General features: G+C 57.2%; 32 protein-coding genes and 1 pseudogene. 16 read left to right on the forward strand and 17 right to left on the reverse strand.

Annotated features, from left to right (window positions below; all coding sequences use genetic code 11):
- The first annotated feature begins 646 nt into the window (after positions 1-646).
- Positions 647-826 (forward strand): hypothetical protein, encoded by a 180-nt coding sequence (locus DWV16_RS13755; RefSeq protein WP_118479789.1) that lies wholly within the window; start codon positions 647-649, stop codon positions 824-826.
- Between the two features lie 145 nt (positions 827-971).
- The gene (locus DWV16_RS13760; protein WP_066453992.1) at positions 972-1,262 is read left to right on the forward strand and encodes a hypothetical protein; all 291 of its coding nucleotides are present in this window, start codon (positions 972-974) and stop codon (positions 1,260-1,262) included.
- A gap of 52 nt (positions 1,263-1,314) precedes the next feature.
- Here DWV16_RS13760 and DWV16_RS13765 read toward each other — a convergent pair whose 3' ends face one another.
- The 8 genes from DWV16_RS13765 to ylxM form a co-directional block, all read right to left on the reverse strand.
- Positions 1,315-1,578, reverse strand: a complete 264-nt coding sequence (locus DWV16_RS13765; RefSeq protein ID WP_066453989.1) for an HPr family phosphocarrier protein — start codon at positions 1,576-1,578, stop codon at positions 1,315-1,317.
- 229 nt (positions 1,579-1,807) lie between these two features.
- Entirely contained in the window at positions 1,808-2,551 is a 744-nt protein-coding gene (locus tag DWV16_RS13770; protein ID WP_066453981.1) for a DUF554 domain-containing protein, read from the reverse strand.
- Positions 2,552-2,559: 8 nt separating this feature from the next.
- Positions 2,560-3,315, reverse strand: a complete 756-nt coding sequence (gene trmD / locus DWV16_RS13775) for a tRNA (guanosine(37)-N1)-methyltransferase TrmD (RefSeq protein ID WP_079988039.1) — start codon at positions 3,313-3,315, stop codon at positions 2,560-2,562.
- Complete coding sequence (rimM, locus tag DWV16_RS13780) at positions 3,308-3,817, reverse strand: ribosome maturation factor RimM (RefSeq protein ID WP_118479791.1); 510 nt, start codon at positions 3,815-3,817, stop codon at positions 3,308-3,310. The genes trmD and rimM overlap by 8 nt, the downstream gene beginning before the upstream one ends.
- A gap of 76 nt (positions 3,818-3,893) precedes the next feature.
- Positions 3,894-4,127, reverse strand: a complete 234-nt coding sequence (locus DWV16_RS13785) for a KH domain-containing protein (RefSeq protein ID WP_066453972.1) — start codon at positions 4,125-4,127, stop codon at positions 3,894-3,896.
- Positions 4,128-4,149: 22 nt separating this feature from the next.
- A complete protein-coding gene (gene rpsP, locus DWV16_RS13790; RefSeq protein WP_066453967.1) occupies positions 4,150-4,392 on the reverse strand; it encodes a 30S ribosomal protein S16 in 243 nt (80 codons plus the stop codon).
- 74 nt (positions 4,393-4,466) lie between these two features.
- The gene (ffh, locus tag DWV16_RS13795; RefSeq protein ID WP_118479793.1) at positions 4,467-5,858 is read right to left on the reverse strand and encodes a signal recognition particle protein; all 1,392 of its coding nucleotides are present in this window, start codon (positions 5,856-5,858) and stop codon (positions 4,467-4,469) included.
- A gap of 49 nt (positions 5,859-5,907) precedes the next feature.
- The gene (gene ylxM / locus DWV16_RS13800; RefSeq protein WP_079988038.1) at positions 5,908-6,270 is read right to left on the reverse strand and encodes a YlxM family DNA-binding protein; all 363 of its coding nucleotides are present in this window, start codon (positions 6,268-6,270) and stop codon (positions 5,908-5,910) included.
- A gap of 206 nt (positions 6,271-6,476) precedes the next feature.
- Here ylxM and cysK point away from each other — a divergent pair, with 206 nt between their 5' ends.
- Entirely contained in the window at positions 6,477-7,403 is a 927-nt protein-coding gene (gene cysK / locus DWV16_RS13805) for a cysteine synthase A (protein WP_118479826.1), read from the forward strand.
- 54 nt (positions 7,404-7,457) lie between these two features.
- Here cysK and DWV16_RS13810 read toward each other — a convergent pair whose 3' ends face one another.
- From DWV16_RS13810 to DWV16_RS13840, 7 genes are all read right to left on the reverse strand, one after another.
- On the reverse strand, positions 7,458-8,084 hold the full coding sequence (locus tag DWV16_RS13810; RefSeq protein WP_118479795.1) for a hypothetical protein: 627 nt from the start codon (positions 8,082-8,084) through the stop codon (positions 7,458-7,460).
- Positions 8,085-8,108: 24 nt separating this feature from the next.
- Positions 8,109-9,092 carry an alpha/beta fold hydrolase gene (locus DWV16_RS13815; protein ID WP_066453954.1) on the reverse strand — a complete coding sequence of 328 codons (984 nt, stop codon included), beginning with the start codon at positions 9,090-9,092 and terminating at the stop codon, positions 8,109-8,111.
- Between the two features lie 44 nt (positions 9,093-9,136).
- A complete protein-coding gene (locus tag DWV16_RS13820; protein ID WP_066453950.1) occupies positions 9,137-9,595 on the reverse strand; it encodes a hypothetical protein in 459 nt (152 codons plus the stop codon).
- Between the two features lie 228 nt (positions 9,596-9,823).
- Positions 9,824-11,473 (reverse strand): S1C family serine protease, encoded by a 1,650-nt coding sequence (locus DWV16_RS13825; protein WP_066453948.1) that lies wholly within the window; start codon positions 11,471-11,473, stop codon positions 9,824-9,826.
- Positions 11,474-11,617: 144 nt separating this feature from the next.
- On the reverse strand, positions 11,618-13,072 hold the full coding sequence (locus tag DWV16_RS13830) for a HAMP domain-containing sensor histidine kinase (RefSeq protein ID WP_066453945.1): 1,455 nt from the start codon (positions 13,070-13,072) through the stop codon (positions 11,618-11,620).
- 81 nt (positions 13,073-13,153) lie between these two features.
- Positions 13,154-13,849, reverse strand: coding sequence for a response regulator transcription factor (locus DWV16_RS13835; RefSeq protein ID WP_066453942.1), 696 nt, complete (start codon positions 13,847-13,849; stop codon positions 13,154-13,156).
- Between the two features lie 145 nt (positions 13,850-13,994).
- Positions 13,995-14,216, reverse strand: coding sequence for a hypothetical protein (locus DWV16_RS13840; protein WP_066453939.1), 222 nt, complete (start codon positions 14,214-14,216; stop codon positions 13,995-13,997).
- A gap of 111 nt (positions 14,217-14,327) precedes the next feature.
- On the opposite strand from DWV16_RS13840, the gene DWV16_RS13845 reads away from it, so the two are divergent.
- The 7 genes from DWV16_RS13845 (at position 14,328) to DWV16_RS13875 (ending at position 19,186) form a co-directional block, all read left to right on the forward strand.
- The gene (locus DWV16_RS13845) at positions 14,328-14,585 is read left to right on the forward strand and encodes a helix-turn-helix domain-containing protein (RefSeq protein ID WP_066453935.1); all 258 of its coding nucleotides are present in this window, start codon (positions 14,328-14,330) and stop codon (positions 14,583-14,585) included.
- Between the two features lie 89 nt (positions 14,586-14,674).
- Positions 14,675-15,772, forward strand: a complete 1,098-nt coding sequence (gene ychF, locus DWV16_RS13850; protein ID WP_066453930.1) for a redox-regulated ATPase YchF — start codon at positions 14,675-14,677, stop codon at positions 15,770-15,772.
- Positions 15,772-16,314 (forward strand): hypothetical protein, encoded by a 543-nt coding sequence (locus tag DWV16_RS13855; protein ID WP_118479797.1) that lies wholly within the window; start codon positions 15,772-15,774, stop codon positions 16,312-16,314. Before ychF ends, DWV16_RS13855 begins: the two co-directional genes overlap by 1 nt.
- 340 nt (positions 16,315-16,654) lie before the next feature.
- Positions 16,655-16,852 (forward strand): hypothetical protein, encoded by a 198-nt coding sequence (locus DWV16_RS13860; RefSeq protein WP_118479799.1) that lies wholly within the window; start codon positions 16,655-16,657, stop codon positions 16,850-16,852.
- A 52-nt stretch (positions 16,853-16,904) separates the two neighbouring features.
- Entirely contained in the window at positions 16,905-17,189 is a 285-nt protein-coding gene (locus DWV16_RS19775) for an RNA polymerase sigma factor (RefSeq protein ID WP_207734321.1), read from the forward strand.
- A 138-nt stretch (positions 17,190-17,327) separates the two neighbouring features.
- On the forward strand, positions 17,328-18,488 hold the full coding sequence (locus tag DWV16_RS13870; protein ID WP_118479803.1) for an isocitrate/isopropylmalate family dehydrogenase: 1,161 nt from the start codon (positions 17,328-17,330) through the stop codon (positions 18,486-18,488).
- A gap of 47 nt (positions 18,489-18,535) precedes the next feature.
- Entirely contained in the window at positions 18,536-19,186 is a 651-nt protein-coding gene (locus DWV16_RS13875; protein ID WP_066453912.1) for a redox-sensing transcriptional repressor Rex, read from the forward strand.
- Between the two features lie 45 nt (positions 19,187-19,231).
- On the opposite strand, the gene DWV16_RS13880 is transcribed toward DWV16_RS13875, so the two are convergent.
- Both DWV16_RS13880 and rsmA read right to left on the reverse strand, forming a co-directional pair.
- Positions 19,232-19,930, reverse strand: a complete 699-nt coding sequence (locus tag DWV16_RS13880; RefSeq protein WP_118479805.1) for a hypothetical protein — start codon at positions 19,928-19,930, stop codon at positions 19,232-19,234.
- Complete coding sequence (gene rsmA / locus DWV16_RS13885) at positions 19,927-20,790, reverse strand: 16S rRNA (adenine(1518)-N(6)/adenine(1519)-N(6))-dimethyltransferase RsmA (RefSeq protein ID WP_118479828.1); 864 nt, start codon at positions 20,788-20,790, stop codon at positions 19,927-19,929. The genes DWV16_RS13880 and rsmA overlap by 4 nt, the downstream gene beginning before the upstream one ends.
- Positions 20,791-20,921: 131 nt before the next feature.
- Here rsmA and DWV16_RS13890 point away from each other — a divergent pair, with 131 nt between their 5' ends.
- The 6 genes and pseudogenes from DWV16_RS13890 to DWV16_RS19875 form a co-directional block, all read left to right on the forward strand.
- Positions 20,922-21,413 (forward strand): dCMP deaminase family protein, encoded by a 492-nt coding sequence (locus DWV16_RS13890; protein WP_066453902.1) that lies wholly within the window; start codon positions 20,922-20,924, stop codon positions 21,411-21,413.
- Positions 21,414-21,441: 28 nt separating this feature from the next.
- Positions 21,442-22,497, forward strand: a complete 1,056-nt coding sequence (locus DWV16_RS13895; RefSeq protein WP_278276512.1) for an FAD-binding protein — start codon at positions 21,442-21,444, stop codon at positions 22,495-22,497.
- A gap of 205 nt (positions 22,498-22,702) precedes the next feature.
- Positions 22,703-23,437: a ClpP family protease gene (locus tag DWV16_RS13900; protein ID WP_079988087.1), complete on the forward strand. Its 735-nt coding sequence runs from the start codon at positions 22,703-22,705 to the stop codon at positions 23,435-23,437.
- A 1-nt stretch (position 23,438) separates the two neighbouring features.
- Complete coding sequence (locus DWV16_RS13905) at positions 23,439-23,636, forward strand: YlzJ-like family protein (protein WP_066453891.1); 198 nt, start codon at positions 23,439-23,441, stop codon at positions 23,634-23,636.
- A 23-nt stretch (positions 23,637-23,659) separates the two neighbouring features.
- Entirely contained in the window at positions 23,660-24,535 is an 876-nt protein-coding gene (locus tag DWV16_RS13910; protein ID WP_118479807.1) for an undecaprenyl-diphosphate phosphatase, read from the forward strand.
- A 135-nt stretch (positions 24,536-24,670) separates the two neighbouring features.
- Positions 24,671-25,120: pseudogene (locus tag DWV16_RS19875) on the forward strand (DNA translocase FtsK 4TM domain-containing protein); the annotation flags it as partial.
- Between the last annotated feature and the right edge of the window lie 140 nt (positions 25,121-25,260).

Raw genomic sequence — 25,260 nt, forward strand, 5'->3', positions numbered from 1 at the left:
GGGATACCCCGCGGCCCCATGCGCGCGATTTCATTGCCTGCGGCAAAGATCGCGCGCAATCTGCTCAGACGAGACGAAGTGCGCCGCGCGCGCTTCGCAATGACGCGCGGGACGAGTTTTCGCAACCATTGCGAAAACCGGCTGCGCCGAAAGCGGACAAATGGATTTTAAATGCGCGCAAGCGCGCTGGGAGCGTGAAACGCCGGCTTCAGCCCTGAGCTGACCGTGTGTTGGGAGCACTTGCGGAGCAAGTTTTGGCAAGGCGTCCGCGGGGTTTCTCAAGGGGCTATTGTGCCGTAGGCACTCATTGCAACAAATCCGCCTCCTTTGGCGGCGGGTCGTCGCAGACGACTCCTCACGGGGAATCCAAAGGGGGCGCGTCGCCCCCTTTGCGCGAGCGTCGGACGAAGTCCGCTCCGGCCCATAGGCCGGGAAGCGAGCCCCTAGCCCCTTGAGCGCCTTCTTTCGTCCATTTCTGGGGCGAGCAAGAAATGGCCTCGTGGGGCGCGGCGAAACGCGCCAGTGATTCTCAAGCGGCGAGGCCGCTTGATTCCCGTTGTGCACAGCAAAACGCAAAAAAATATAAAAGCCCTTGACTTTTGTAGCTATATTATGATATCATGTAGCTACAGAAGGAGGTGAATGATTGCCCGAAAAGAAAAAGATGGGTCGTCCGACTGACAGCCCCAAAACCCGGGTCATCAGAGCCCGTGTGGACGCGGAGACGGCGCGCATGCTCGACGAATACTGCGCGCGCAAGCAAAAAACCTACTCCGAAACCATCCGGGACGGGATCAAACGGCTTTATGAGGACGAAACAGACTAAAAAAAGAGAAGCAGCCAACATCCCTAAATGCACGCCGCTTCTCCCCCACGCCCGGTTCCGAAGAACCGCTCGCATAAATATTATACACTGTGCGCTGCGTTTTTTCAAGCTGGACGTGAAATTTCTGACAGAAAGGATTTTTCTCATGCCAATCGACATAAACGCCAACAGCTTTGCGGAAAATTTCAACCAGTGCTGCACCATCTCCAGCGCCCGCAGCCTGCCGGACCACCAGGATGACGACGACTTTCGCGAGGCCCGCGCGGAATGCGATACGCTTTACCGGCTGATTGCGGAAAAGCTCGGGGAGGAACGCCTGCTCATCAACCGCTTCGACGCGGCCAAAAATGCCGCCGGCGGCCTGCGCGAACCGCTGATTTACCGGCAGGGCTTTCAGGACTGCGTTTATCTCCTGCGCTGGATCGGCGCGCTTTAGTCTATGCAAAAAGCCCCGTTACAAATTGTAACGGGGCTTTTTTCGTACGAACTTACTCTGTGAAACCGGACTCGACCAATTTTACCAGTCCTTCGACAGCAACCTGCTCATCCGAACCGTCAGCGATGATGCGGATGTTGGTGCCGCCGACGATCCCAAGCGACAGAACGCCAAGAAGGCTCTTCGCATTGACGCGGCGCTCCTCTTTCTCAACCCAGATGGACGACTTGTACTCATTCGCTTTCTGAATAAAGAATGTTGCCGGGCGGGCGTGCAAGCCTACCTGATTCTGAACGGTTACTTCTTTCACAAACATTTCAATACTCTCCTATTTCTAAGTATAGATGTAAACGGTATTAAAGGTGATGCTACTATTATAGGCGCATTTTAAAAAAGCGTCAACGTTTTTTACAGGTGTTTTAAAATTTACAGGCTTTTTCTGCTTGTTTCCCATATGGGTCACAGACAGAACAGAGTGGATTGTGCAAGTTCACCATAAAGTTTTCAACAATTATAGCAACATACCTGTAAAGCCGGACGGAAAATCACGAAAAAAATGGAATTTGGTTGGTAAACTGCAAAAACCACGGATGCACCATATGGTACAGGATCGGCACGAGCAGCGCTGGCAGCAGGTTGGCGGTACGGATATTGGTAAATTCCAAAAAGTTGATCCCGATACACATCACGATCGTATACCCCACCATGCAGATGCTTGTGCGCACGTCCGGCGTGAGCAGCGGCTTGAGAAACCCTGCGAACAGCGTGATTCCCCCTTGATAAACCAGCACCGGGATAAACGAGAACACCACGCCGAAGCCCAGCGTCGAGGCCAGGATGACCGCGCAGATGCAGTCGAGCATCGCCTTGATATAAAGGGTCTGGCTGTCGCCGTAAAGTCCGTCGTTGAGCGCGCCCACAATGGCCATGGCGCCGATGCAGAACACGAGCGACGCGTTGATGAATCCCTTCGCAAAGCCCTCACGGCCGAGCTTCTCCTCAATCCGCTTGCCGCCGCGCACCAAAGCGCCATCGATGTCCCAGATTTCCCCGAGCACCCCGCCGACGACCATGCTTGCGATGAGCAGCAGCGACCCATCCGCGGAAAGGCTTCCGTCCGTCTGCACCGTGACCATCGAGGTGATAACCCCCTCGATCCCCACGATAAAAACCGCCAGGCCCAACAGCTTCATGGCGGTCTGCTCCACCTTTTCGGAGATTCCGCGCCGCAAAAGCAGCCCCGCCATCCCGCCGATGATGATTGCGATCGAATTTACGATTGTTCCCATACGATTCCTCACCCGTCGTCAATGGAGCCATCTTCCCAGCCAAGCGTGCGCAGATACCATTTATCTTTTTCGTTGAGCTGGGCGGTTTTCAACAGCTCCGGACGTTTCTCATAGGTATTTTTGAGCGACATTTCCCGCCGCCAGCGCGCGATCGCCGCGTGGTTGCCGTTCGTGATGATCTCCGGCACCGCTACCCCGTGCCAAACGGCCGGTTTCGTATACTGCGGATATTCGAGCAGCCCGCTCCAGTGGCTCTCCTCCATAAAGCAGCTCTCATCGGCCAGCACGCCCGGACAGAGCCGCCCCACGCAGTCGCAGAGCACCAAGGCGGCCAGTTCGCCGCCGGTGAGCACATAATCCCCAATCGAGATTTCCTCGTCAACAATCTCGTCGAGCACCCGCTGGTCGACCCCTTCATAATGCCCGCACATCAGGTAGAGGTGCTCCATTTTCGAAAGCTCGAGCGCCCGCTGCTGGGTGAGGGTCCTGCCCTGCGGCGAAAGATAGATCACATGCGGTTTGCTGCCGCGCGCTTCGCAGGCGGCCTGCCAGGTGCGGTACATCGGGTCGGCCTGCATGAGCATCCCTTTGCCGGGGCCGTAGGGCGTGTCGTCGACGTTGCGGTGCTTATCCACCGTGTAGTCCCGGATGTGCCAGCAGCGGATGTCCAGATACCCCGCCTTGCACGCGCGCCCAATGATGCTTTCGCCCACGACCGTTTCACACATCTGCGGGAACAGGGTCGCGATATCGATCTTAATCATCGAACAGCCCCTCCAGCGGACGGATTTTGACGATGCCCGCGTCCAGGTCGCGTTCGAGCACCACGCTCGGGATCGCCGGCACCAGCCGTTCGGTCCCCTTTTCATCCTTCAGGCAGTAAACGTCGTTTGCGCCGGTCTGCATCACGTCGTAAATTTCCCCATACGCCGCGCCGGTGTCGATATCCGTCACCACGCACCCGATGAGATCCTGCACGAAGGATTCCCCTTCCGCAAGCTCCACATCGTCCCGGTTGACATAAACCGTGCGGTTGCGCAGCTTCACAGCGTCCTCCACCGTGTCCACGCCCGCTATTTTGAGAACCACCACGTTTTTATGGGCCCGCGCGCGTTCCACGGTGAACGGTTTTTCGCCCCGGTCGAAATAGAGGGTTTCGAAATCCGTGAGGAAATCCGGCCCGTCGCACCAGGGCTGCACCCGGACTTCCCCCTTGATCCCATGGGTGGTCACGATTTTCCCACATTCCAAAAACTGTTTTTTCATCGTTTGTTTCCTCTTCTGCGGCTCCCTGAAACCGGGCCGCGGGTAAGAAAAAGGGAGCTTCACGCTCCCCTTTGTCTTAGTCGATTTCGACGGCAACCTTCATTTCGGCTTTGTTCGCCGCCGCGCGGACCACGGTTCGGATTGCCTTGGCAATTCTGCCCTGCTTTCCAATGACACGGCCCATGTCATCCGGCGCCACGTGGAGGTGATAGATGATGATCCCCTCCTCGTTGGGCTCGTCCACTGTGACATTGACCGCATCCTTGTCTTCCACAAGGCCGCGTGCGATTGTGACGATCAGCTTATCCAAAACGATTTACCTCCACGCTCAATCAGAGCACGCCTTCGATTTTGAGCAGCGCTTTCACGGTATCGGTCGGCTGGGCGCCGTTCTGAATCCATTTCTTCGCCTTTTCCGCGTCAACTTTGATCACCGAAGGGTCCTTGGTCGGATCATAAGTTCCGATCTCCTCAATGAATCTGCCATCTCTCGGATAACGGGAATCCGCAACAACGATACGGTAGAACGGAGCCTTCTTCGCACCCATTCTTCTCAGTCTGATTTTAACAGCCATGTATGTCACCTCCTAATAAAATGTAAGGGTAAGCAAAATTTATGTCCTCCGGCTATGCCGGGATTGACCAGTTTTTAAAACGGGAACCCGCCCGGCGGCATCCCCATGCCGCCCATACCGCCCATGCCCGCGAACGGGTTGCGGCGGCGTTTGCCCTTTTTGGTGCCCTTCCCGCCGCCAGACACCGCCTTGTAGAGCTTCTGCATCTGCTCGTACTGCTTGATGACCCGGTTGACATCGGACACATCAGTGCCGCTGCCGGCCGCGATACGCCGTTTGCGTGAGGGATTGAGGATGGCAGGCTTGGTGCGCTCGGCCAAAGTCATCGAATGGATGATCGCTTCAACCCGTGCGAGTTCCTTTTCGCCCTGTTCGGCGTCCTCGTCCTTAATTTTCCCGGCCACGCCCGGGAGCATATTCATCACGGATGACAGCGGCCCCATCTTTTTGAGCTGCTGCATCTGTTCGAGCATGTCGTTTAAATCGAAACTGTTCTGCTTGAGCTTCTCGGCCATCTGGGCGGCCTGTTTCGCGTCAAAGTCAGTCTGCGCCTTCTCGATCAGGGTGAGCACATCTCCCATGCCCAAAATCCGCGACGCCATGCGGTCCGGATAGAATGGCTCCAGATCCACGAGCTTTTCGCCCATGCCGACAAACTTGATCGGCTTTCCGGTGACCGCGCGCACCGAAAGCGCCGCGCCGCCGCGGGTATCGCCGTCGAGCTTGGTGAGGATCACGCCGTCAATGCCCAGCGCCTCGTCAAACTTCGACGCCACATTGACCGCGTCCTGTCCGACCATCGCGTCGATGACCAGCAGGATCTCATGCGGGCCGACCTCGGATTTGATCGCTTTGAGTTCGCCCATGAGCGCCTCGTCGATGTGCAGCCGTCCGGCGGTATCGAGGATGACCAGGTCATTGCCATGGTCCTTCGCGTGTGCAACCGCCTTTTTGGCAATCTGCACCGGGTCTCCCTGCCCCATCTCAAAGACCGGCACGCCGGCCTTCTCCCCGACGACCTTCAGCTGGTCGATCGCGGCCGGACGGTAGACGTCGCAGGCGACGAGCAACGGACGTTTGCCCTGCCCTTTGAAATGGAGGGCCAGCTTGGCCGAATGGGTGGTTTTACCGGAACCCTGCAAGCCGCACATCATGACGATGGTCGGCGGGTGGCTCTGGAAAGCGATCCGCGCGTTGGTTTCCCCCATGAGAGCGGTCAGCTCGTCATTGACGATCTTGATGACCATCTGCGCCGGAGTGAGGCTCTCGAGCACTTCGTCGCCCACCGCCTTGGCGGTGACGTTCGCGACGAACTCTTTGGCGACCTTGTAGTTGACGTCCGCTTCGAGCAGGGCAAGGCGCACTTCGCGCATCGCGTCCTTGATGTCGCTCTCTTTCAGCTTGCCTTTCGAGCGCATCTTTTTAAAAACGGCGGAAAGCTTGTCGGAAAGTCCTTCAAACGCCATACGGTCACCACCTTTCATCGAAAATAATACTTTATGTATAAATCGGAGATTAATCGTTGATGCTGTTTGCGATCCGGATGATCTCGTCGGTGCGCTCGGCAATCTCCTTATAGGTGCCGAAACGGCTGTTATGTTCACCGATAAACCGTGCGTCCTCCGCGATGCGGTCAAGCCCGTCCTGGATCAGCCGGAACTTCTTGGCAAGGCCGAGCCGCGCTTCGAGGTCGAGCAGGATGCCTTCGGCGCGCTTGATCGAATCCCGCACGCCCTGGCGGGTGATTCTGCTGTGCGCGGCGATTTCAGCAAGCGAGAGGTCCTCGTTGTAATAGAGCTCCACGACATCGCGCTGTTTCTCGGTGAGCATTTCGCCATAAAAATCCAGCAGCACGGAAATTTCAAGATTTTTGGCCATGATCCCGCCTCCTTAGTGTAAAGCAATTTTCTTTACACGTTCCCTCTTGTGGTATTATACCGGATGTACAGGCCTATGTCAAGGCCTTTTTCTTTACAAGACAAAATCTTTTTGGATCCCGCTTTTTTCGCCGGAAAAAGTGTTGTATAATAAAACCGGAAAGCTTGTCAGCTTATTTTAACCGACAACCGGAAGGAGTGATTCCCCTGAACATCAAAAACGACCTCACACAGCTCATCGGCGGCACGCCGATGATATATCTGACCAATTACAGCGCCAGCCTTGGGCTGCCCGTCAAGATTGCCGCAAAGCTTGAATATTTTAACCCTCTCGGTTCAGTCAAGGACCGCGCCGCCTTTGCCATGATCGCGGACGCTGAAAAACGCGGGCTTGTGAATAAGGATACCCTGATCGTCGAACCCACCTCCGGTAACACCGGAATCGGCCTTGCCTTTGTCTGCGCGGCACGCGGTTACCATCTGGTGCTCACCATGCCCGAAACCATGAGCAAAGAGCGCCGCACCCTGCTGGCGGCCCTGGGCGCCGATCTCATCCTGACCGATGGCACAAAAGGTATGCAGGGCGCGATTGACAAAGCGCATGAAATCGCCGCCCAAACCCCCAATTCCTTCATCCCGCAGCAGTTTAAAAATCCCGCCAATCCGGCAATCCACACCGCCACCACCGCCAAGGAAATCCTCATGGACACCGACGGACAGATCGGGCTGTTTGTCGCCACCTTCGGCACCGGCGGAACCGTCTCCGGCGTGGGACGCGCGCTCAAGCAGGCCAATCCCGCTGTCAGGGTCGTTGCGGTCGAACCGGCCGAGTCTCCGCTTGTCACCGAGGGCCGCTGCGGTCCACACGGCATCCAGGGCATCGGCGCCAATTTCGTGCCGGAAAACCTCGATCTTGATGTGATCGACGAGGTGCTCACCGTCACAACCAGGGATGCCTACGCCGCCTGCCGCGCCGTCGGAAAACAGGACGGCCTGCTGGTCGGGATCAGCTCAGGCGCGGCCATTCAGGCCGCCGCCGTCCTCGCGCGGCGCCCGGAAAATGCCGGCAAGCTGATCACCGCCCTGCTACCCGACACGGGGGAACGCTACCTCTCCTCCGGCCTCTACGAATAAGCAGAAAAACAGCCCCGGAAAAGGCAGCGCCTTTTCCGGGGCTGTTCATTTTTCTCACTGCGCCGGGCCGTACGCGGGTGGAGGGCCGGAAATCCGCGGCCGCACGCCCAGTGGTTCTTTCCCGCCCAGCAAAAACAAGAATACCGGCTGGTAAAGCGGCACGAGAAGCCCCAGCGCCATATGTAACACCGCGCGGTTGCGGTCCATGTATTTCTCATAAAGGCTGAAATTTACAAGGGCGGTCAGCGCGCCTTTCACCGCGCCGGCGGCGATCAGGAACAGAACAAAAGCCCCCCAGAACAAAAGAATCGTGATAAACAGGCCGGCCGGCGGGGTATCCCGCTCAAAGGCCGGGATCATCTGCAGGAACATCACCACAAAAAAGATCACGTAACCAATAACGACCGCCGCGCTTTCCACCAGCGGAACAATCACCATCCAAAGCCCAGGGCTGCGGATGACGCGCCGCCCGACTGGGATCTCCCCTGCAAGCGAACCGTGCAGATAGCTGCGCGCGTACGGGATGAAGGCAAGCCAGCCGTTCGGCGTACCCAGCGACTTTGCGATCCCATAAAGGCCGAAGCTGCTGAGCAGGTAGCCCGCCAGCATCCCGACCGCCATCCCGCCAAAAATAATCAGGTTGATAAGCAATGGTAAAAAGCTCCATGCCGCTTGATCCATAGGCGAAATCCTCCGTTCGAATGATCAGGGCTCCTGCCGGTCGTAATCCTCCGGCAGCTGCTCCTGCGGCGCCTGCTCCTGCGGGACAAGATGATCGTCCAGCCAGGACAGCACCTCGCCGAATACCTCTGCCCGGTTCTGCTCATTGAGCATCTCATGCCGTCCGCCGTCATAGAGGATCAGCTCCACATCCGAAAGGCCCGCCTTCAGATAGCGTTTGTAAACCTGAGTGGGGCCTTTCCCGTATTCCCCCACCGGGTCCTGGGCGCCTGAAAAAATGAGAACCGGCATCCGCTTGTTCACCGCGCTGAACGTGCGTTTCTGATTCGCGCCGGAAATGAGTGTAAACAGGTCTCGGAAACCCGAGGCTGTAAATACGAAACCGCATTCCGGATCATCGACAAACCGCCGGACCATCGCCTCGTCGCGGGAAAGCCAGTCAAACTTGGTTTTGGCCGGTTTGAAGCGTTCGTTAAAAAGCCCGAACGCCAATTTATCAAGGTCATGGTCGGCAAGCAGACCTTCGCGCCGCGCCGAAACGGTTGCCATCTGTACTGCGGCGTCGACCTTGAGCCCTCCGCGCGCGGTGCCGCTGAGCACCAGCCCGGCGATCGTCTGCGGGTATCGGGAGGCGTAAAGGCGCGCGACAAACGAGCCCATGCTGTGCCCCAAAAGCACCGTGTGCTCCGGGCCGGGGATTTCGGCATGAAGGATCTTGTGAAATTTATATTGATCCTCAACCAGCGCGCGCCATCCGTCGCGTTCGGCAAAGTAGCCGTACCGGCCATTGTTTGAGCGGCCATGGCCGAGCTGGTCGATGCCCGCCGCGGCATAGCCGTGCTGCGCCAGAAAGCGCATAAATTCATGGTAACGGCCCATATGTTCGGCCATGCCATGCACGATCTGGACAATGCCGCGCGGTTCCTCCGCCGGGATATAAAGCCATCCGAACAGGCTGGAAGCGCCGTCGGCGCTTTTAAACTCGATCTGTCTGACTGTGATATTCATGCGTATCTATCCTTACTTCCCGGCGCGGGCAAACCGTGCGCCGGTCACTGATTTTGCGCGTTTGCAAAAAGGGAACGGGCTTCCATCAGCGCGTTGTGATAATCCCGGTCGGCCACCTCATGCAGCTCCCCTTTTTTTGTCACAGTAAAAAATTTGACATTCTGCAGGGTTTTCCACATCCGCACCAGGATGGAATCCTCGTTCTGCGGCATACCTGTGATGGCATTCACCACATGGTTTTCCCGAATGAAATGCACGATCGCGCTCTGCGGGTTGTCGGAAAATTCCACCGTCATCTGCGCGCCGTATTCCTTCGCAACCCCGAACAGGTGCTCCAAGGCGGCGGGATTGGTCTGCGCGCCGGTTTTCATCACGCTCAGGACGGTCAGCGCGGTCTGGGAAAGATCCGCGATCACGCGGGCCGCTTTGATGATTCGTTCGCACTCGAACTGGTCGGTGACCAGCACAACGGTTGTGTAGACGGACTGTGTACTGCGGCTCATGGCATACTCCTTTAGTATCTATCTGGAAACAGATTGTATTCGTCCAATATTTACGTTATCAGTATACTACAAATTTGTAAACAAATTATGATAAACCCCATCTTTTTTTCAGTTTTCCCAAAAGAAAAAACGCCCGCATCGCGGCGCCTCCTTATTCCCGGTCCGGCCTTTCATAAAAAATGCGCGGAAAAGGCGTATTCGCCCTTCCCGCGCACCGTTCATCTGTTATCAGCCGAAGAAATCCCGGAAGAAATCCTCAAATTCATCGGTGTTCGGATTCTGCCCGTAGCCGGAGTTTCCGTCATTGCCCGGGTACTGTCCGTATCCCGGATTCTGCTGGGTGTTGTCCTGCGGATTCTGGGTCGAAACGGCGTCCCCCATATCCTCCATCAGCGTGACGGTGATGTTGAAGAAACGGCCCGATTCGTTCCTGCGTGTGGACGGACGGTAAACCTCCAGATCCACCGTGTCGCCGGGTTTTTTGCCTTCCAGCGCATCGGTCAGCGCCTGGAAGCCGTCCAGATCATTGCCATCCGCCTTGGTGATGATGTCGCCCGGGATGACGCCCTTCTTCGAGATATCGGAGTCCGCCTCGGTGGACTGCACCAGCAGGCCGGTCGGCCAGCCGTTGAGGCGCCCAAGCACCTCATCGACCGCGCTTGCGGTGATGCCGAGACGCACGCGCCCGGTGACGCGCCCGTAGTTGATCAGGTCGTCCACGATCGGTTTCGCAACCGCAGACGGGATGGCAAAGCCCATGCCTTCCGCGCCGGTTGCAATGACTTTGGCAGAGTTGATGCCGATGATCTGGCCATATTCATTGACCAGCGCGCCGCCGGAGTTGCCGGGATTGATGGCAGCGTCGGTCTGGATAAGGCTCTGATAGGTGGTCGCGGTGCCGTTGCCGCCCGAAGCGGTCAGCGAGCGGTTCAGACCGGAAACAATGCCCTGGGTGACGCTGCCCGCGAATTCCATCGACTGGGGGTTGCCGATCGCAATGACCGTCTCACCGACTTTGATCTGGTCGGAATTGCCGAAATCCGCCGCGCTCAGGCCGGTCGCGTCAACCTTCACAACCGCAAGGTCGGTTTTGGTATCAATACCAACCACACGGCCTTCATATTTGGTTTCGCCGTCATGCAGCGTCACAGTGATACCCTGCGCGCCTTCCACGACGTGCGCGTTGGTCACGATGTAGCCGTCCTCGCGCATGATGATCCCGCTGCCCATGCCTTCGGCCTGATAACCGCTGTAGCCGGTATTCGCATAGGTGGTGATCGCCACGATCGACGGCGCGACCTTCTCGACAATCTGTTCGGTCGAAAGTTTGCCATCCGCGGAAGGGGCGTCGTTCACAGCTGGTTTGTCCTGCAGGGTGATGCCGGGCAGGTTGCTTGCCGGAACGTTCACAGTCGGTTCGCTCGCGGAGGGTTCGGTCTCTTGCGGCGCCCGCGCGAAGGTGCTGTAGATGCCCACGCCCGCAAAGGACACGAGCGATACGACCAGCACCGAGCACATGATGACCGAAAAGACCATCAGGCCCTTGTTTTTGCGCTTGGGTTTGGCGGCGTGGGCCTTGTCATAGTCCGCCATGTTCCACTGGTAGGGTTCCTTGCGCGAGCCGTTCGTATTCGGCTGCTGCCAGCCGCCCGACGCGGAATACTGCTGCGGAGCCTTTTCTTCCTGGCGCGGCGGCTCCTGGTGGTGCGCCTGCTGCGCGTAATAGGGCGGTCGGTAGGCGTCACCATTGTTGTTTGACTGCGGCGGCACGTTCCAGACATTTGGGGAAGCGCCTTCGGAATGCTGCGCGCCGTCCGGCGCGTCCGTATGTTGGTTGTTTTCAAAGTTTTGCGGTTCGTTCGGGTTATAGTCACTCATATATCGTCATCCTTTTCCAAGTTTTACTGTGACATGCCTTTTCTTGTTTCTGTGATCTTAGTATATCGAATAAATGTTACAATAAAATAGATGATATTTGAAAGAAAATATGAAATTCTTTCGTGATTATTTGAACGGTTTATGTCAATTTTTCTGCGCGGACTTTTTTCCCTTCTCATGCGGCTTGGGGATGGAAAAGACAAATTCACAGTACTCTCCTTCGACCGACCGCACAACAATGTCGCCGCCGTGCAGGTTGATGATCGAACGCACGATGTGCAGCCCAAGCCCGGCGCCGCCCTTATCGCGGCTGCGGGATTTGTCGGTTTTATAGAAGCGGTCGAAAACGTGTGGGATCTCATCCTTCGAGATACCTTCGCCCGAATTACGGATGCCGACATAGGTATAGGTGTCGTCCTCCGTATAGTTCACCTCGATATATCCGCCCTCGTTTGCAAACTTCACGGCGTTTTCAATAAGGTTATAAACCACTTGGTGGATGAGGTCCGGGTCGGCTTCGACCATGACCTTGCCGCCGTCCAGCCCGCGCACCTCAATATTCTTCGCTTCGAGCGGCTGCTCGAAGGTAAAGACCGTCTTGATGACTGTATCGTTGACGTCGAAAAGATCCGGATTGATCTCGAGTTCCCCCGCTTCGATGCGCGCGATGTTGAGCATCGAACGCACCAACCGTGAAAGCCGCTTGATTTCATCCGAGACGATCTTGAGGTAATGATCCCGTTTTTCCTCCGGGATGGTTCCGTCGAGGATGCCGTCGATGAACCCTCCGATGGTGGTCATCGGGGTGCGCAGCTCATGCGAGACGTTCGCGGTGAAGGAGCGGCGCGCCACCTCAGTGGTGGCAAGCGAGGAGGCCATGTTGTTGAAGGAGATAGCCAGCTGCCCGATCTCGTCGTAACTTTCCACCGGCACCCGCATGGTGAAATCCCCTTTGGAGAAAGCCTGCGTGGCTGTAACCATCTTGCGCAGCGGACGCACCAGGTCGGCCGTGATGAAATAGACCGCCGCGAACGCCAGGATCAGCACCGCGAGCGACGAGATGATGAACATTTTGAGGATTTCAGTCAGAAAGACGTGCAGCGCGCTGGCGGAGGCCGAAACAAAAATCACCGCGGCCGGGATGCCGTCGCCGGTTTTGACCGGGACGCCCACCGTGTAGTGCCCTTCGGCATAGAGCCCTTCCATCTTTCCGAGCTCCTTATAGCCGCCGTTTTCAAAGGTTTGATTGATGATTTCCGGCGGGATGCGCCCATTCGAGCGCTCGGTGCCCGAACCTTCCGCATAGAGCAGGATCTCCCCCTCGGTATTGGAAAGGTAGATGTCCGCTTCGATGGCGCCCGCTAAAATGGTGTACATCGGCAGCACGATCTGCGGGCTGACCGCCTGGTAATTGTTGTTGCGGAAATTGTTGTAGGTGAGCGACGCGGCCTGGCCGGCGTTGTGCTCGAGCAGTTTATAGCGGTCCTGCTTAAAATACTGCGACGCGAACGCCAGCAGCACCGCCCCCAGGATGGTGAGCGAAAGCAGGATGATCGCCGCGATGGTGATGAAGTGTTTGCTGAAAAGCGTTTTTTGCAAGGCGCACCGGCCCCTTTCCTATCAATAACGGCCACACGGAAAAACGGGCCGGGCAGAACCCGGCCCGCGGCCTAAATTTCCTCAGGATTCCTTGACTTCAAACTTGTAGCCCACGCCCCAGACGGTTTTGAGCGTCCACTGATCGGACACGCCCTCCAGCTTTTCGCGCAGGCGCTTGATGTGCACGTCAACCGTGCGGCTGTCGCCGTAATATTCAAAGCCCCACACCTCGTCGAGCAGCTGGTCGCGGGTGTAGACGCGGTTCGGGTTGCTCGCCAGGTGGTAAAGGAGCTCCAGCTCCTTGGGCGGCGTATCGACCACCTTGCCGTCCACCTTGAGCTCATACTTGGTCATATTGACCACCAGTTTATCATAGCTGACTTCCTTGACGTCCGCCTCGGAGGCCGACTTCCCGGTGCGCCGCATGATCGCCTTGATGCGCGCGACGATCTCCTTCGGGTCGAAGGGCTTGACCACATAATCGTCCGAGCCAAGCTCCAAACCGAGCACCTTATCAAAAGTTTCGCCCTTTGCGGTGATCATGATGATCGGCACGTTTGATTTTTTGCGGATTTCACGGCAGACCTGCCACCCGTCGAGCTTGGGCATCATGATATCGAGCAGAATCAGGTCGGGGGCTTCCGACGAGAACTTCGCAAGCGCTTCCTCGCCGTCATTGGCAATCGCCAGCGCGTAGCCCTCCTTTTCGAGGTACAGACGCAGCAGCTCACAGATGTTGCGGTCGTCATCGCAGATCAGGATCTTTCCCATGGACATATTCATAACCCCCGTTATCTTCTCAAATACATATGGACAGATTCTATCATATATAGTATCACAATTATACAATAAAGTCATGCGGAATGGTGAATATTTTTTGAATATCCCTTGTCCGAATTCCAAATTATGCCGCGCGTCCTGTTCACAGCCTTTTTGCGGGGGCAAAGAACGGCAGTTCATTTTCATATACTGTCAGGAATACGGTAAAGACTGTGCTGAAGTCCGGATTCTGTTTGGCCTTTTGGAGCAGCATTTCGAACGCCTCCATAACCTCATCGCCTGCGAAGGCCTTCCCGCGCGCCCGGCAGATGGCAAACCAGGTGTCTTTGTTTTGGGCGATCCATTCGATTGTTTCGTGATTCATCTTAACATCTCCACATCTCCTTATTTTGCTCAGTATATTGAGCCTTTTTGCGTCCAGTATAACATATACTAAAGCAAAAATGCACGTTATATTGAGCAAAAGGAGTTGCTAATGGACAGACTAACCGCCGACATGAACATGGGAAGTAACCTGCGCCTCCTTCGGAAAAAGCACAAGTATACACAGGACCGCCTTGTTGCCCGCTTGGGTATTTTCGGCGTATCCACTACGCGCAGTTTGTATTCCCGCTACGAAACAGGGGAACTTAATATTCCGGTGCGTCTCCTCGTCGCCTTACACATGATCTATGGTTGTAGTTATGATGCGTTTTTTGAAGGACTCGAATTGGAGAATACGGATACTTTGTAAGGACTGCCGATCCGGCTTGCCAAATATCGGCCGCTGTGGTATCATGAAAAACTGGAGTAATTTGTAAAACGCTTGAAGGAGTTATCGATATGAAGCTAGGTATTGTCGGGCTGCCGAACGTCGGCAAATCGACCCTTTTTAACGCCATCACCAACGCGGGCGCGCAGTCCGCGAACTACCCGTTCTGCACCATCGAGCCGAACGTCGGCATGGTTGCCGTGCCGGACGAGCGGCTCGACGTGCTCGCAAAGATGTATGATCCGGACAAATACACCCCTGCCGTCATCGAATTCGTCGATATCGCGGGGCTGGTGCGCGGCGCGTCGAAGGGCGAAGGGCTCGGCAACAAATTCCTTTCCCACATCCGGGAGGTCGACGCGATCGTGCATGTTGTGCGCTGCTTCGAAGATGGGGAAATTGTTCACGTCGACGGCGAAATCGGCCCCAGGCGCGACATCGAAACGATCAACCTCGAACTGATCTTTTCAGACATCGACATCGTCGAGCGCAAGATCGACCGCTCGCTCAAGGCGGCAAAAGGCGGCGACAAGACGCTCGCCGCGCAGGCCGACATCTTAAAACGTCTCAAGGAACATCTGGAAGAGGGCAAATCCGCCCGTTCTTTTATCTGCGACCCGGATGAACGCGAAGCGCTCGCGGACATGCCGCTGCTTTCCGATAAGCCGGTCATCTACGCCGCAAACATGAGTGAAAATGACTTTATAAATGGTATCGAAGAAAACCGCTTCTACAAAGAAGTTCAGGAAATCGCCGCCGGGGAACAATCCGAAGTGCTGCCCATCTGCGCACGGATTGAGGAGGAAATCGCGGACATGACCCCGGAGGACAAACTGATGTTCCTTGAGGAAATGGGCCTGCACGAGTCCGGACTTGACCGGCTCATCAAAAAAAGCTATTCCCTGCTGGGGCTCATCTCCTTCCTGACCGCCGGCAAACAGGAGGTTCGCGCCTGGACGATCAAGAAGGGCACCAAAGCCCCGCAGGCCGCCGGAAAGATTCACACCGATTTTGAGAAAGGGTTCATCCGCGCCGAAGTTGTCGCTTATGACGACCTCATCGCCTGCGGTTCAATGGCAGCCGCCAAGGAGAAGGGGCTCATCCGTTCGGAAGGCAAGGAATATGTCTTTCAGGACGGCGATGTGGTGCTGTTTAGGTTTAACGTCTGATGAAACGCTTTTGGATCATTCCGCTCGCGCTGTTCGCCGCCGGGATCGGTATCGGGCTTTTGTACTCCGCGGTGCGGCCCGTGCCACGGGAGAAGGCGTTCTTCCTTCCCGAAGCGCAGAATGACAAGGTCTTTTCGGTGATCGGGTTCGGCAGCTCCGAAGCCCCTGTGGCGAGCGTTACAGCGCGTCCTGAACAGGATTCCTACCCCGTCGGGACCGAAAGTATCAGCCTCGTTGTTTTAAATAACGCTTCCGACACGCTGCTCTACACCTCATGGTTCGATTTCCGCAAAGTGGACGGCGGCGAAGTTTTGCCGCTCACCCCGCGCGACGGCGCGATGGTAAACCCGGACAGCGTTTCCGCCTCCTTCCCACTCGCACCGGGCGAAACGGCAACCATCCCGATCCCCATCGATATTTTCGACGAGCCGCTTTCGCCGGGCATCTACCGCGTGTCTCAACTTGCCTGCTTCATCGATCCGCACGGCGAAGCGCTCGCCTGCACCGAAATCACGGCCGATTTTACCATTTCAGCAAACTGACCCCCATACGAACCAAAGCCCGCCGGCAATGCCGGCGGGCTTTTTTGATCGGCTTGTCCCTGTTGCGCGCAGCGCATTTTCGCACTGGGTGCGAAAATATGTCCCGCGTGCTTTTTATCACGCGGCACACATCGTCTTGCCTGCGGCAGATTGCGCGTAATCTTTGCCGGGAAGCGGCAACAAAATTGCGCGCACGGGGCCGCGGGGTGTCCCCGCGTGTCCTTCTTTGGGTCCTTTCTTGGACAAGCAAGAAAGGACCATTCCCCCGTTTGACTTCGTTTTTTTCCCATGCTACGTTGGGGTTAGAGGGGAAAAACAAGCGAATCGAAAGGGGAATTGCATGGATCTGACCGCACTTTCAGCAGAATACCGCGCTGCTGCCGAAGCGCTGCAGAAGCGCCTATGCGAGCTGCGCAAGCGTCTGCGCACGGCAGACGGTGAGGAAGCACTCCTTCTGCGGCGCCGGATGGACGCGCTCTATACCGAATTGAGTGATTTAAAGGTGGTGACGGCCTATCTCAAGGACTACTACGCATAGTAAATACCGGCAGGATAAACCGCTTTTCCCCCAGCGGGCCTGGAACGCGCACCTGTCCGACCCGGACAAGGTCGCGTCCGAAACCTACGGCGGCAACGGTGACAACACGCCCGCGCGTGAACGCTACCGGCGGTTTGCCGCCAACGCCATCCGCTTTCTGCCGCCAGGCCAGCAGGAAGCCGTCCGGCTCTATTACCTGGAGGGGATCAAGATGCCTGAGGCCGCCAAAATTCTCGGCGTCAGCCGCTCCACGGTCAGCCGCAGGCTGGCCGCCGCGCGCAAAACCCTGCGGGAGCTCGCCCGTTTTTGCACCGACTCTGGTTTCCTGCCGCCCTGAACCTTCCGTTTTTTCTCCAAACTGCATCTTTGGGCAGCTGGCTTTCAGATTGACAAGACCTGCGCAATGATATAAAATAATGTATAATTATTACTGTGATGTAACTGTATCATGAAATGAATCATAGGAGGACTTGCATTGGATCAGAAAGTACAAGCGGCTGTCGAACATTTTGCCGCGCTGGTAGAGGCCCAGCTTGCGCGCAATGAGCGCATTAAAGCAACTAAGGACTTCGTGGATTACGAACATCTCGATAAGATCGTCATCGGTGTCTGCGGCGGCGACGGCATCGGCCCCATTATCACCAATGAAGCCGCCCGCGTATTAAAGCACCTGCTGGCGGATGAAGTGGCCGCCGGCCGTGTGGAATTTAAGCAGATCGACGGCCTCACCATCGAAAACCGCGCCACCGTCGGCAAAGCTATCCCGGACGACGTGCTCGCGGAACTCAAAAAATGCCACGTCATCCTCAAAGGCCCCACCACCACCCCGCGAGCGGGCGATCCCTGGCCAAATATCGAATCGGCCAACGTTGCGATGCGCAAGGAGCTTGACCTGTTCGCGAACGTCCGCCCGGTCAAAGTCCCGAGCGAAGGCATCGACTGGACCTTCTTCCGTGAGAATACCGAAGGCGCATACACGCTCGGCTCCTGCGGCGTGAATGTCGACGACGAAGTCGCGTTCGACTTTGTCGTCACCACCACCGAAGGCACCGAACGCATCGCGCGGCTCGCTTTCGACTATGCCAAGAAAAACCACAAAGACCGCGTTTCAATCGTCACCAAGGCCAACATCGTCAAGACGACCGACGGCAAGTTCCTCAAACTCTGCCAGAACATCGCCAAGGAGTATCCGGACATCTCCACCGACGACTGGTATATTGACATCATGACCGCAAAACTGATTGACCAGAAGCGCCGCCGTGATTTCAAGGTATTTGTACTTCCGAACCTCTACGGCGACATCATCACCGATGAAGCCGCCGAGTTCCAGGGCGGCGTCGGTACCGCGGGCAGCGCCAACATCGGCAAACGCTACGCGATGTTTGAGGCGATCCACGGCTCCGCGCCGCGTATGATCAAGGAAGGCCGCGGCAAATATGCCGATCCCTGCTCGATGCTGCGCGCAGCGGTGCTGCTGCTGAGCCACATCGGCTTCCAGGCGCAGGCGGATAAGCTCGACCGTGCGCTGGACGTCTGCATGTACGAGGAGAAAAAGCTCACCATCACCGGCCGCGACACCGGCTGCACCTGCGAGGAATTCGGCAATTATGTCATGGATACCGTAGCGAGCCTCTGATCCGCCCGGCACACAAGGAAATCTACACAGGAAGGGTGTTTGTGTCTATGCCAAAGCATGAGGGCGTTTCACTGTCGGTTATCCGGCGTCTGCCGCGCTACTATCGCTTTTTGGGCGACCTTCTGAAAAAGGATGTCACCCGTATCTCTTCGCGGGAGCTTGCACAGCTCATGCAGCTCACCGCCTCCCAGATCCGACAGGATCTCAACTGCTTCGGCGGATTCGGCCAGCAGGGTTACGGTTACAACGTCGCCGCGCTTTATAAGGAAATCGGAAACATCCTCGGCCTCAATAAACAGGCCGACATCATCCTGATCGGCGCGGGAAATCTCGGCCGCACGCTTGCAAAGCATATGAACTTCGACACCAGCGGTTTTAAGCTCGTGGGGATTTTCGACAACTCCCCCACGGTCATCGGGCAGAAGATCCGGGAACATACCGTGCGGGACACCACCGAACTCGAAGACTTCTGCCGGGAAAATCATCCCCGCGCCGCGATCCTCTGCATCCCGCGCGAGGTGGCTTATGAAACGGCCGAGCGGCTCAAAAACCTCGGCATCAACTGCTTCTGGAACTTCTCCCACTACGATCTGCTGCTTAATTTCGAGAACGTCGTGGTCGAAAACGTGCATCTTGGGGACAGCCTTATGACCCTTTGCTACCGGATGAACCAGTTTTATGCCGACGAGAAATCCTGATTTCAAACCCAAACGGCCCCGCTTCTGAGAAGCGGGGCCGTTTCTCTATTCCTTTTTGTCCTCCGGCAATTGTTTTTCGTCCCAGAAATATTTTGCCACAACGAATCCAACCAACAGGATGAGGATGCAAAAAATATCTGTCATGAAAAGCTCGGCTGTCCCAATCCCGGTGCCCGGCCCGTCCGCCACCCCTGACGCGTACAGTTCGGGAGCGAGGTCGTTCCCATCCGCGTCAAGAAGCCGTAGGCCGCGCCAGAGCCCCTCCGTTTTCGGGTGCTCATAAATATCGACGAAATCCCGTTCGGCAATCTCTCCGGAAAACACCACCTGCGGCGGTTCCTCGTCCACCGTAATGACCTCGTAGGCCACCGCGCGCGGGTCGGCGTTCGCGCCGCAGACCGCGACCTTCCGTTTGCCCGAAGCGGTGAAGGGATAGACCTCCACGCCGATCGAATTGCCGTAGCCGGCGCTGACCGGCCGGTAAAGGGTGTTCATCCCCCGGTCGAAAAGCGCGTAGCCCATCATCGGGCCGCCGCCCGGGTCCTTGAAGAGCACGAACAGCCGGTTGCCGGCCTCCTCGGTCCCGGCTATCTCCACCGGCATGCCGGTATATTCCGTGAGCGCCTCGGTCAGCGATTCCGGTTTCGCCGTATAGTGGTAAACCATTGTGTAATACGCCCCGGTCGCGATGAGGGTAACAGCCGCGATCACAATGGACAGGATCCTGCGTTTTGTCAGTTTCATCGTTTCATCTCCTTTGCGGCGCGGGAAAGCGCCGCGAACTGTTCCATCGTGAGCTGCTCGGCGCGTGCCGTGCCCGGCACCCCCGCTGTTTCGAGCAGCGCGGCGGTGTCCGGCTTCGCAAGCGAAAGCCCGCTTGCCAGACAGTTCAGGATCGTTTTTCGGCGTTGGGAAAAAGCCGCCTTCACCACCGCGAAGAAAGCCTTTTCATCCCCCACGTCGTATTGCGGCCGCTCCCGGATATCCAGCCGGATGACCGTACTGTCCACGTCGGGCGACGGCATAAACGACCCGCGTGACACCTGAAAGAGCACCTTCGGGACGCTGTAGTACCGCACAGCGATTGTGACCGCGCCAACCTCGCGGGTGGCGGGTTCGGCGCAGAGCCGCTGCGCGGCCTCCTTCTGCACCATCACGGTGATCGATTTGACCGGCAGGCGCTGCTCGAGCAGGCTCATAATGATCGGCGAGGTGATGTAGTACGGCAGATTCGCGCAGACAACCACCTCCATGCCGGAAAACTTTTCCGCGATGAGCGCGTGCAGGTCGACCCGCATCACATCCGCATTCACGATCTCGACGTTTTGGTAGCCCGCGAGCGTTTCCGCGAGCACCGGCAGCAGCCGGGCATCAATTTCGATACAGACGACTTTGTCCGCGCGTATGGCAAGCTCGGCGGTCAGCACACCGACGCCCGCTCCGATTTCAATGACTCCGACGCCTGCTTTCGCGCCGCCAAGCTCGGCCATGCGCGGGCAGACGGTCGGGTTGACAAGGAAATTCTGCCCGAGCGCTTTACTGAATGTAAAACCGTGGCGCGACAATACGTCTCGTATCACGCCAATATTGGAAAGGTTGTCCATAAAATCCTCCAGGAACTGGATTTGGTTTTGCAGGAAATAAAAAAGGAGCTTGCACAGGCCGCCGCGGTATAGTAGAATAAAATCAATGACCAGCTCCATACCTTTCATCATTATAAAGGAAGTGAAGATAGATGGCAAGACGCGATAAAATAAACTATTATTTGGATATTGCCGAGACGGTCGCCTCGCGCGGCACCTGCCTGCGGCGCAACTTCGGCGCGATCATCGTGAAAAACGACCAGATCGTTTCGACCGGCTATGTCGGCGCGCCGCGCGGGCGGGAAAACTGTTCCGATTTGGGCTACTGCACCCGCTCCAAGCTCAACGTCCCGCGCGGCGAACGATATGAACTCTGCCGCTCGGTACACGCCGAAATGAACGCGATCATCCACGCCTCTCGCGAGCAGATGCTCGGCGCGACGCTTTACCTGGTCGGCAAGGAATATGACACCGGTGAATATGTCCGCAATGCCTGTCCCTGCTCAATGTGCACCCGCCTCATCATCAACGCTGGCATCTCCACCGTGATCATCCGCGACGACAAGGAGGAATTCCGCGTCATCAACGTGGCGGACGAGTGGGTCGTGCATGACGAATCCCTCAAGGGGCTTTCCAACTATTGAAAAAATACATCATCGGGAGCAGATGCATATGTATGATCTGGCCATCGTAGGGCTCGGCCCTGCGGGCTCCACACTGGCGCGCCTGCTCGGGCCCCGGATGCGCGTCGCGGCGATCGACCGCAAGGATTCGCCGGAGAACGGCTTTCGCAAGCCGTGCGGCGGCCTGCTCGCGCCGGACGCGCAGAAGGCGCTTGCCTGTCTCGGCCTCACTCTGCCGCGCGAGCTGATCGTCGACCCGCAGATCTTTTCGGTGCGCACGATCGATCTCGATACCGGTGTCACCCGCTATTACCAGCGTTTTTATGTAAATCTCGACCGCCATCGGTTTGACCTTTGGCTGCGCGGGCTCATCCCGCCGCAGGTCGACCTGTTTACGAATGCTGCCTGCCGCGCGGTGGAAAAAATCCCCGGAGGCTGGCGGGTGCGTTTTTGGCGGGATGGCCGGGAGCAAACCATCGAAGCCGCCCGCCTTGTCGGCGCGGACGGCGCCAATTCGCTGGTGCGGGAGGTTCTCTACCCGCATAAAAAACTGCGCAGCTACGTCTCGATCCAGCAGTGGTTTGCGGACACCCACACCACGCCGTTTTATTCCTGCGTGTTTGATTCCGAAAACACCGACTGCTACTCCTGGGCGCTTTCAAAGGACGGCAGCCTCATATTCGGCGGGGCGTATCCCGCCAAAGGCTGCCGCGAACGGTTTGAGCGTCAGAAGCGCAAACTGGAAAGTGTTGGAATTCATCTGGGCGAACCGAAGCGAACCGAAGCCTGCCGGGTGCTGCGTCCCGCTTCGCCCGGGCAGTTCTGCTGTGGACGCGACAACGCCTTCCTCATCGGGGAGGCGGCCGGATTCATCAGCCCAAGCTCGCTCGAAGGCATCAGCAGCGCGATTTTGAGCGCTGTCATGCTCGCGCGGGTGCTCGCGGCACCGCAGGGCGACCCCAACGGACGTTACCGCGCCGCCACCCTGCGTCTGCGGGCAAAGCTCTCTCTAAAACTGCTCAAATGCCCGTTTATGTATTCCCCGCCGCTGCGCAGGCTCGTGATGAAAAGCGGCCTCAATTCGATCGAGGTCATGGACGGCTGAGCCGCCCGTGGGACCGCGTATGCGGTCCCTTTTTTCGCGCTTGTTCGTTTGACAATCTATCCATGAATGTTATAATGATATTGTATGTTTTGTTGCACGGTCCGCTGTTTTGGCAGGCATAGACCGGTGAAGAACCGGCAAAGATAACCTCGTTACCAATTTGAAGGAGGTTATCGATTTGAAAGCCAGCAAACAGCAAAAATTTATGCAGGACAACGACAATGCGCCCGAAGGCGAAGGCCAGGAGGCCCCGGGGACCCAGGAGGGTCAGGAAAATAACCCAAACCTGTCCGAGCAGACCCAGCAGATCATTGAGACAGGCGGCGTGACCAGCAAAAAGGGCAAGCACGTCATACACTGCCTGACCATCATCGGGCAGATCGAGGGGCATTATATCCTGCCCGCGCAAAACAAAACCACAAAGTACGAGCATGTGATCCCGCAGCTGCTCGCGGTCGAGCAGGACCCGGAGATCGAAGGGCTCGTCATCATCCTCAATACGGTCGGCGGCGACGTCGAAGCGGGGCTCGCAATCGCGGAACTGCTCTCCGGCATGAAGAAGCCGACCGTCTCGCTCGTGCTCGGCGGCGGCCATTCGATTGGCGTGCCGCTCGCGGTGAGCGCCCGCAAGAGCTTCATCGTCCCATCCGCGACCATGACGGTGCATCCGGTGCGGATGAACGGGTTGGTGCTTGGCGTGCCGCAGACCCTCTCGTATTTTGACAAGATGCAGGAACGAATCGTCAAATTCGTCACCGACAACTCGAACATCACCGGCGAACGGTTCCGCCAGCTCATGATGAACAAGGACGAGCTCGTGATGGACGTGGGCACCGTGCTCGACGGGCAGTCCGCCGTGGACGAAGGGCTCATCGATTCGCTCGGCGGCGTTTCTGACGTGATCGAAGCACTCTATGCCATGATTGAAGGGAGGGACTGAGATGTTCCTCTATACGATTGTTCCGGCCGAGATGATCCTGGGCGGACAGGACGCGGTGGAATACTCCTACCGCCCGGTGCATAACGCTTATATTGAGGGCGTTTCACAAAACGGAAAATTCACCGTCTCGCGTCTCATCTCGACCAATCCGCGCGACTATCTTGATCCCCGTTATTCCCCTGGGCAGATCCTAAACTGACAAAATAAGGAGCTAAAAGGCTTATGACAATTTTGGAAGCGTTCCTGCAGGGGCTTCTGCAGGGGCTGACCGAATTTCTTCCGGTGTCCAGCTCGGGACACCTTTCCCTGTTCCAGTATTTCACCGGCAACAACAACGAGAGCGGCTTTCTGTTCTCGATTTTACTGCACGCGGGCACCCTCATCGCGGTGATCATCTGCTTCTGGGGGACGCTCTGGAAGCTGCTGATCGCGCTTGTGACCCTTGTACGCGATCTTCTCACCGGAAAGTTCTCCGCAAAAAACATGTCCTCAGCCCGGCGGATGCTGCTGTTCTTATTCCTGTCGCTGGTGCCGCTTGGGCTGATGCTGCTCTTTAAAGATTTCATTTCCGGATTCTCGACCGACACCGACATCACGGTGGAAGGTTTCTGTTTCCTGCTCACCGGAGCAATGCTGCTCTTCGCGGCAAAGGAGCGCCCCGGCCGCAAAGACGCGCTTACGATGGGCCCCAAGGACGCGCTCTTCATTGGCGCCGCGCAGGTGATTGCCACCATGCCGGGAATCTCCCGCTCCGGCTCGACCATCTCGGCCGGACTGCTCTGCGGACTGGAGCGTTCCTATGCGGTGGCCTATTCGTTCATCCTGGGTATCCCGGCGGTGCTCGGCGCGATCGTCCTCGAGGTGGGCGACGCGGTCCGGGAGGGGTCTTCCCTCTCCGCGCCGGTCATTATTATGGGGCTTTTAAGCTCGGTCATCTTCGGCATCCTGTCGATCAAGCTGGTGCAGTGGGTCGTCAGGGGCAATAAACTCAAATATTTTGGATACTACACCCTTGTGCTCGGCATGGTTGTCCTGACGGTCGGCGCCATTGACCATTTCACCGGCTATGCCGTCCGGGGCTTCTTCCTAGGGGCATAATGCCTTTTTTGCTTTTTTGAAACTCTCTTTTGCATCGGAGGACTGTTCATGGCTACAAAATCATCCACGCGCTCCCGCTCGAAAAGCGCCGCGACCCGCAAACGCAACGCGGCCCAGCAGCGCGCCCGCAAACAGATGCGCGCGCTGGTGCTCTTCGCCGTCGGTATCCTGGTGGGGGCGCTCACTTTGATCGAAGGGGCCAGTGTCTGGCAATGGCTGCATAACACCCTGTTTGGCATCTTTGGATGCGGCGCCATTGCGGTGGCAGCACTGCTCATCTACATAGCCGTCCTTGATACGCAGGACAAGCCGGTCGCCGCCCGCGCCTGGGAAGGAGGCCTGCTTGTTGTCTTTTTCTGCGGCGCGTGGCAGATCTTCAAGATGGGCGCGCCGGTCACCGAGGACGCGCATGTGATGGACATGCTCATCGAATCGATCCTCATGGGCATCAAGGGCGAAAGCGGCGGTTTTGTCGGCGCGGTGGTCGGGCTTCCGCTCCTTACATTTTTTGACAAGCTCGGTGCGGGCATCATCATCGTCCTCGCACTCTTTGTGCTTATCATGCTGATGACCGGCGGCACGCTTATCGGGCTTGCGCGCGCCGCGCATAAGCCGGTTCAGAAGATCGGCGAGTCCTATGCCGAACAGATGCAGCGTCAGGAGGAGCGCCGTGCGCAGCGCGCAGCCGCACCCGCGCAGAAAAAACGCACAATCGACATCCCGCT

Source organism: Anaerotruncus sp. AF02-27 (assembly GCF_003465835.1).
Taxonomy (GTDB): domain Bacteria; phylum Bacillota; class Clostridia; order Oscillospirales; family Ruminococcaceae; genus Anaerotruncus; species Anaerotruncus rubiinfantis.

What these genes read in the sequence shown, in the direction of transcription:
- DWV16_RS13760 (WP_066453992.1), top strand. Translation starts at nt 972, where the DNA reads ATGCCAATCGACATAAACGCCAACAGCTTTGCGGAAAATTTCAACCAG.
- DWV16_RS13765 (WP_066453989.1), bottom strand. Translation starts at nt 1,578, where the DNA reads ATGTTTGTGAAAGAAGTAACCGTTCAGAATCAGGTAGGCTTGCACGCC.
- DWV16_RS13770 (WP_066453981.1), bottom strand. Translation starts at nt 2,551, where the DNA reads ATGGGAACAATCGTAAATTCGATCGCAATCATCATCGGCGGGATGGCG.
- trmD (WP_079988039.1), bottom strand. Translation starts at nt 3,315, where the DNA reads ATGATTAAGATCGATATCGCGACCCTGTTCCCGCAGATGTGTGAAACG.
- rimM (WP_118479791.1), bottom strand. Translation starts at nt 3,817, where the DNA reads ATGAAAAAACAGTTTTTGGAATGTGGGAAAATCGTGACCACCCATGGG.
- rpsP (WP_066453967.1), bottom strand. Translation starts at nt 4,392, where the DNA reads ATGGCTGTTAAAATCAGACTGAGAAGAATGGGTGCGAAGAAGGCTCCG.
- ffh (WP_118479793.1), bottom strand. Translation starts at nt 5,858, where the DNA reads ATGGCGTTTGAAGGACTTTCCGACAAGCTTTCCGCCGTTTTTAAAAAG.
- ylxM (WP_079988038.1), bottom strand. Translation starts at nt 6,270, where the DNA reads ATGGCCAAAAATCTTGAAATTTCCGTGCTGCTGGATTTTTATGGCGAA.
- DWV16_RS13810 (WP_118479795.1), bottom strand. Translation starts at nt 8,084, where the DNA reads ATGGATCAAGCGGCATGGAGCTTTTTACCATTGCTTATCAACCTGATT.
- DWV16_RS13815 (WP_066453954.1), bottom strand. Translation starts at nt 9,092, where the DNA reads ATGAATATCACAGTCAGACAGATCGAGTTTAAAAGCGCCGACGGCGCT.
- DWV16_RS13820 (WP_066453950.1), bottom strand. Translation starts at nt 9,595, where the DNA reads ATGAGCCGCAGTACACAGTCCGTCTACACAACCGTTGTGCTGGTCACC.
- DWV16_RS13825 (WP_066453948.1), bottom strand. Translation starts at nt 11,473, where the DNA reads ATGAGTGACTATAACCCGAACGAACCGCAAAACTTTGAAAACAACCAA.
- DWV16_RS13835 (WP_066453942.1), bottom strand. Translation starts at nt 13,849, where the DNA reads ATGTCCATGGGAAAGATCCTGATCTGCGATGACGACCGCAACATCTGT.
- DWV16_RS13840 (WP_066453939.1), bottom strand. Translation starts at nt 14,216, where the DNA reads ATGAATCACGAAACAATCGAATGGATCGCCCAAAACAAAGACACCTGG.
- DWV16_RS13845 (WP_066453935.1), top strand. Translation starts at nt 14,328, where the DNA reads ATGGACAGACTAACCGCCGACATGAACATGGGAAGTAACCTGCGCCTC.
- ychF (WP_066453930.1), top strand. Translation starts at nt 14,675, where the DNA reads ATGAAGCTAGGTATTGTCGGGCTGCCGAACGTCGGCAAATCGACCCTT.
- DWV16_RS13855 (WP_118479797.1), top strand. Translation starts at nt 15,772, where the DNA reads ATGAAACGCTTTTGGATCATTCCGCTCGCGCTGTTCGCCGCCGGGATC.
- DWV16_RS13860 (WP_118479799.1), top strand. Translation starts at nt 16,655, where the DNA reads ATGGATCTGACCGCACTTTCAGCAGAATACCGCGCTGCTGCCGAAGCG.
- DWV16_RS13875 (WP_066453912.1), top strand. Translation starts at nt 18,536, where the DNA reads ATGCCAAAGCATGAGGGCGTTTCACTGTCGGTTATCCGGCGTCTGCCG.
- DWV16_RS13880 (WP_118479805.1), bottom strand. Translation starts at nt 19,930, where the DNA reads ATGAAACTGACAAAACGCAGGATCCTGTCCATTGTGATCGCGGCTGTT.
- rsmA (WP_118479828.1), bottom strand. Translation starts at nt 20,790, where the DNA reads ATGGACAACCTTTCCAATATTGGCGTGATACGAGACGTATTGTCGCGC.
- DWV16_RS13890 (WP_066453902.1), top strand. Translation starts at nt 20,922, where the DNA reads ATGGCAAGACGCGATAAAATAAACTATTATTTGGATATTGCCGAGACG.
- DWV16_RS13895 (WP_278276512.1), top strand. Translation starts at nt 21,442, where the DNA reads ATGTATGATCTGGCCATCGTAGGGCTCGGCCCTGCGGGCTCCACACTG.
- DWV16_RS13900 (WP_079988087.1), top strand. Translation starts at nt 22,703, where the DNA reads ATGCAGGACAACGACAATGCGCCCGAAGGCGAAGGCCAGGAGGCCCCG.
- DWV16_RS13905 (WP_066453891.1), top strand. Translation starts at nt 23,439, where the DNA reads ATGTTCCTCTATACGATTGTTCCGGCCGAGATGATCCTGGGCGGACAG.
- DWV16_RS13910 (WP_118479807.1), top strand. Translation starts at nt 23,660, where the DNA reads ATGACAATTTTGGAAGCGTTCCTGCAGGGGCTTCTGCAGGGGCTGACC.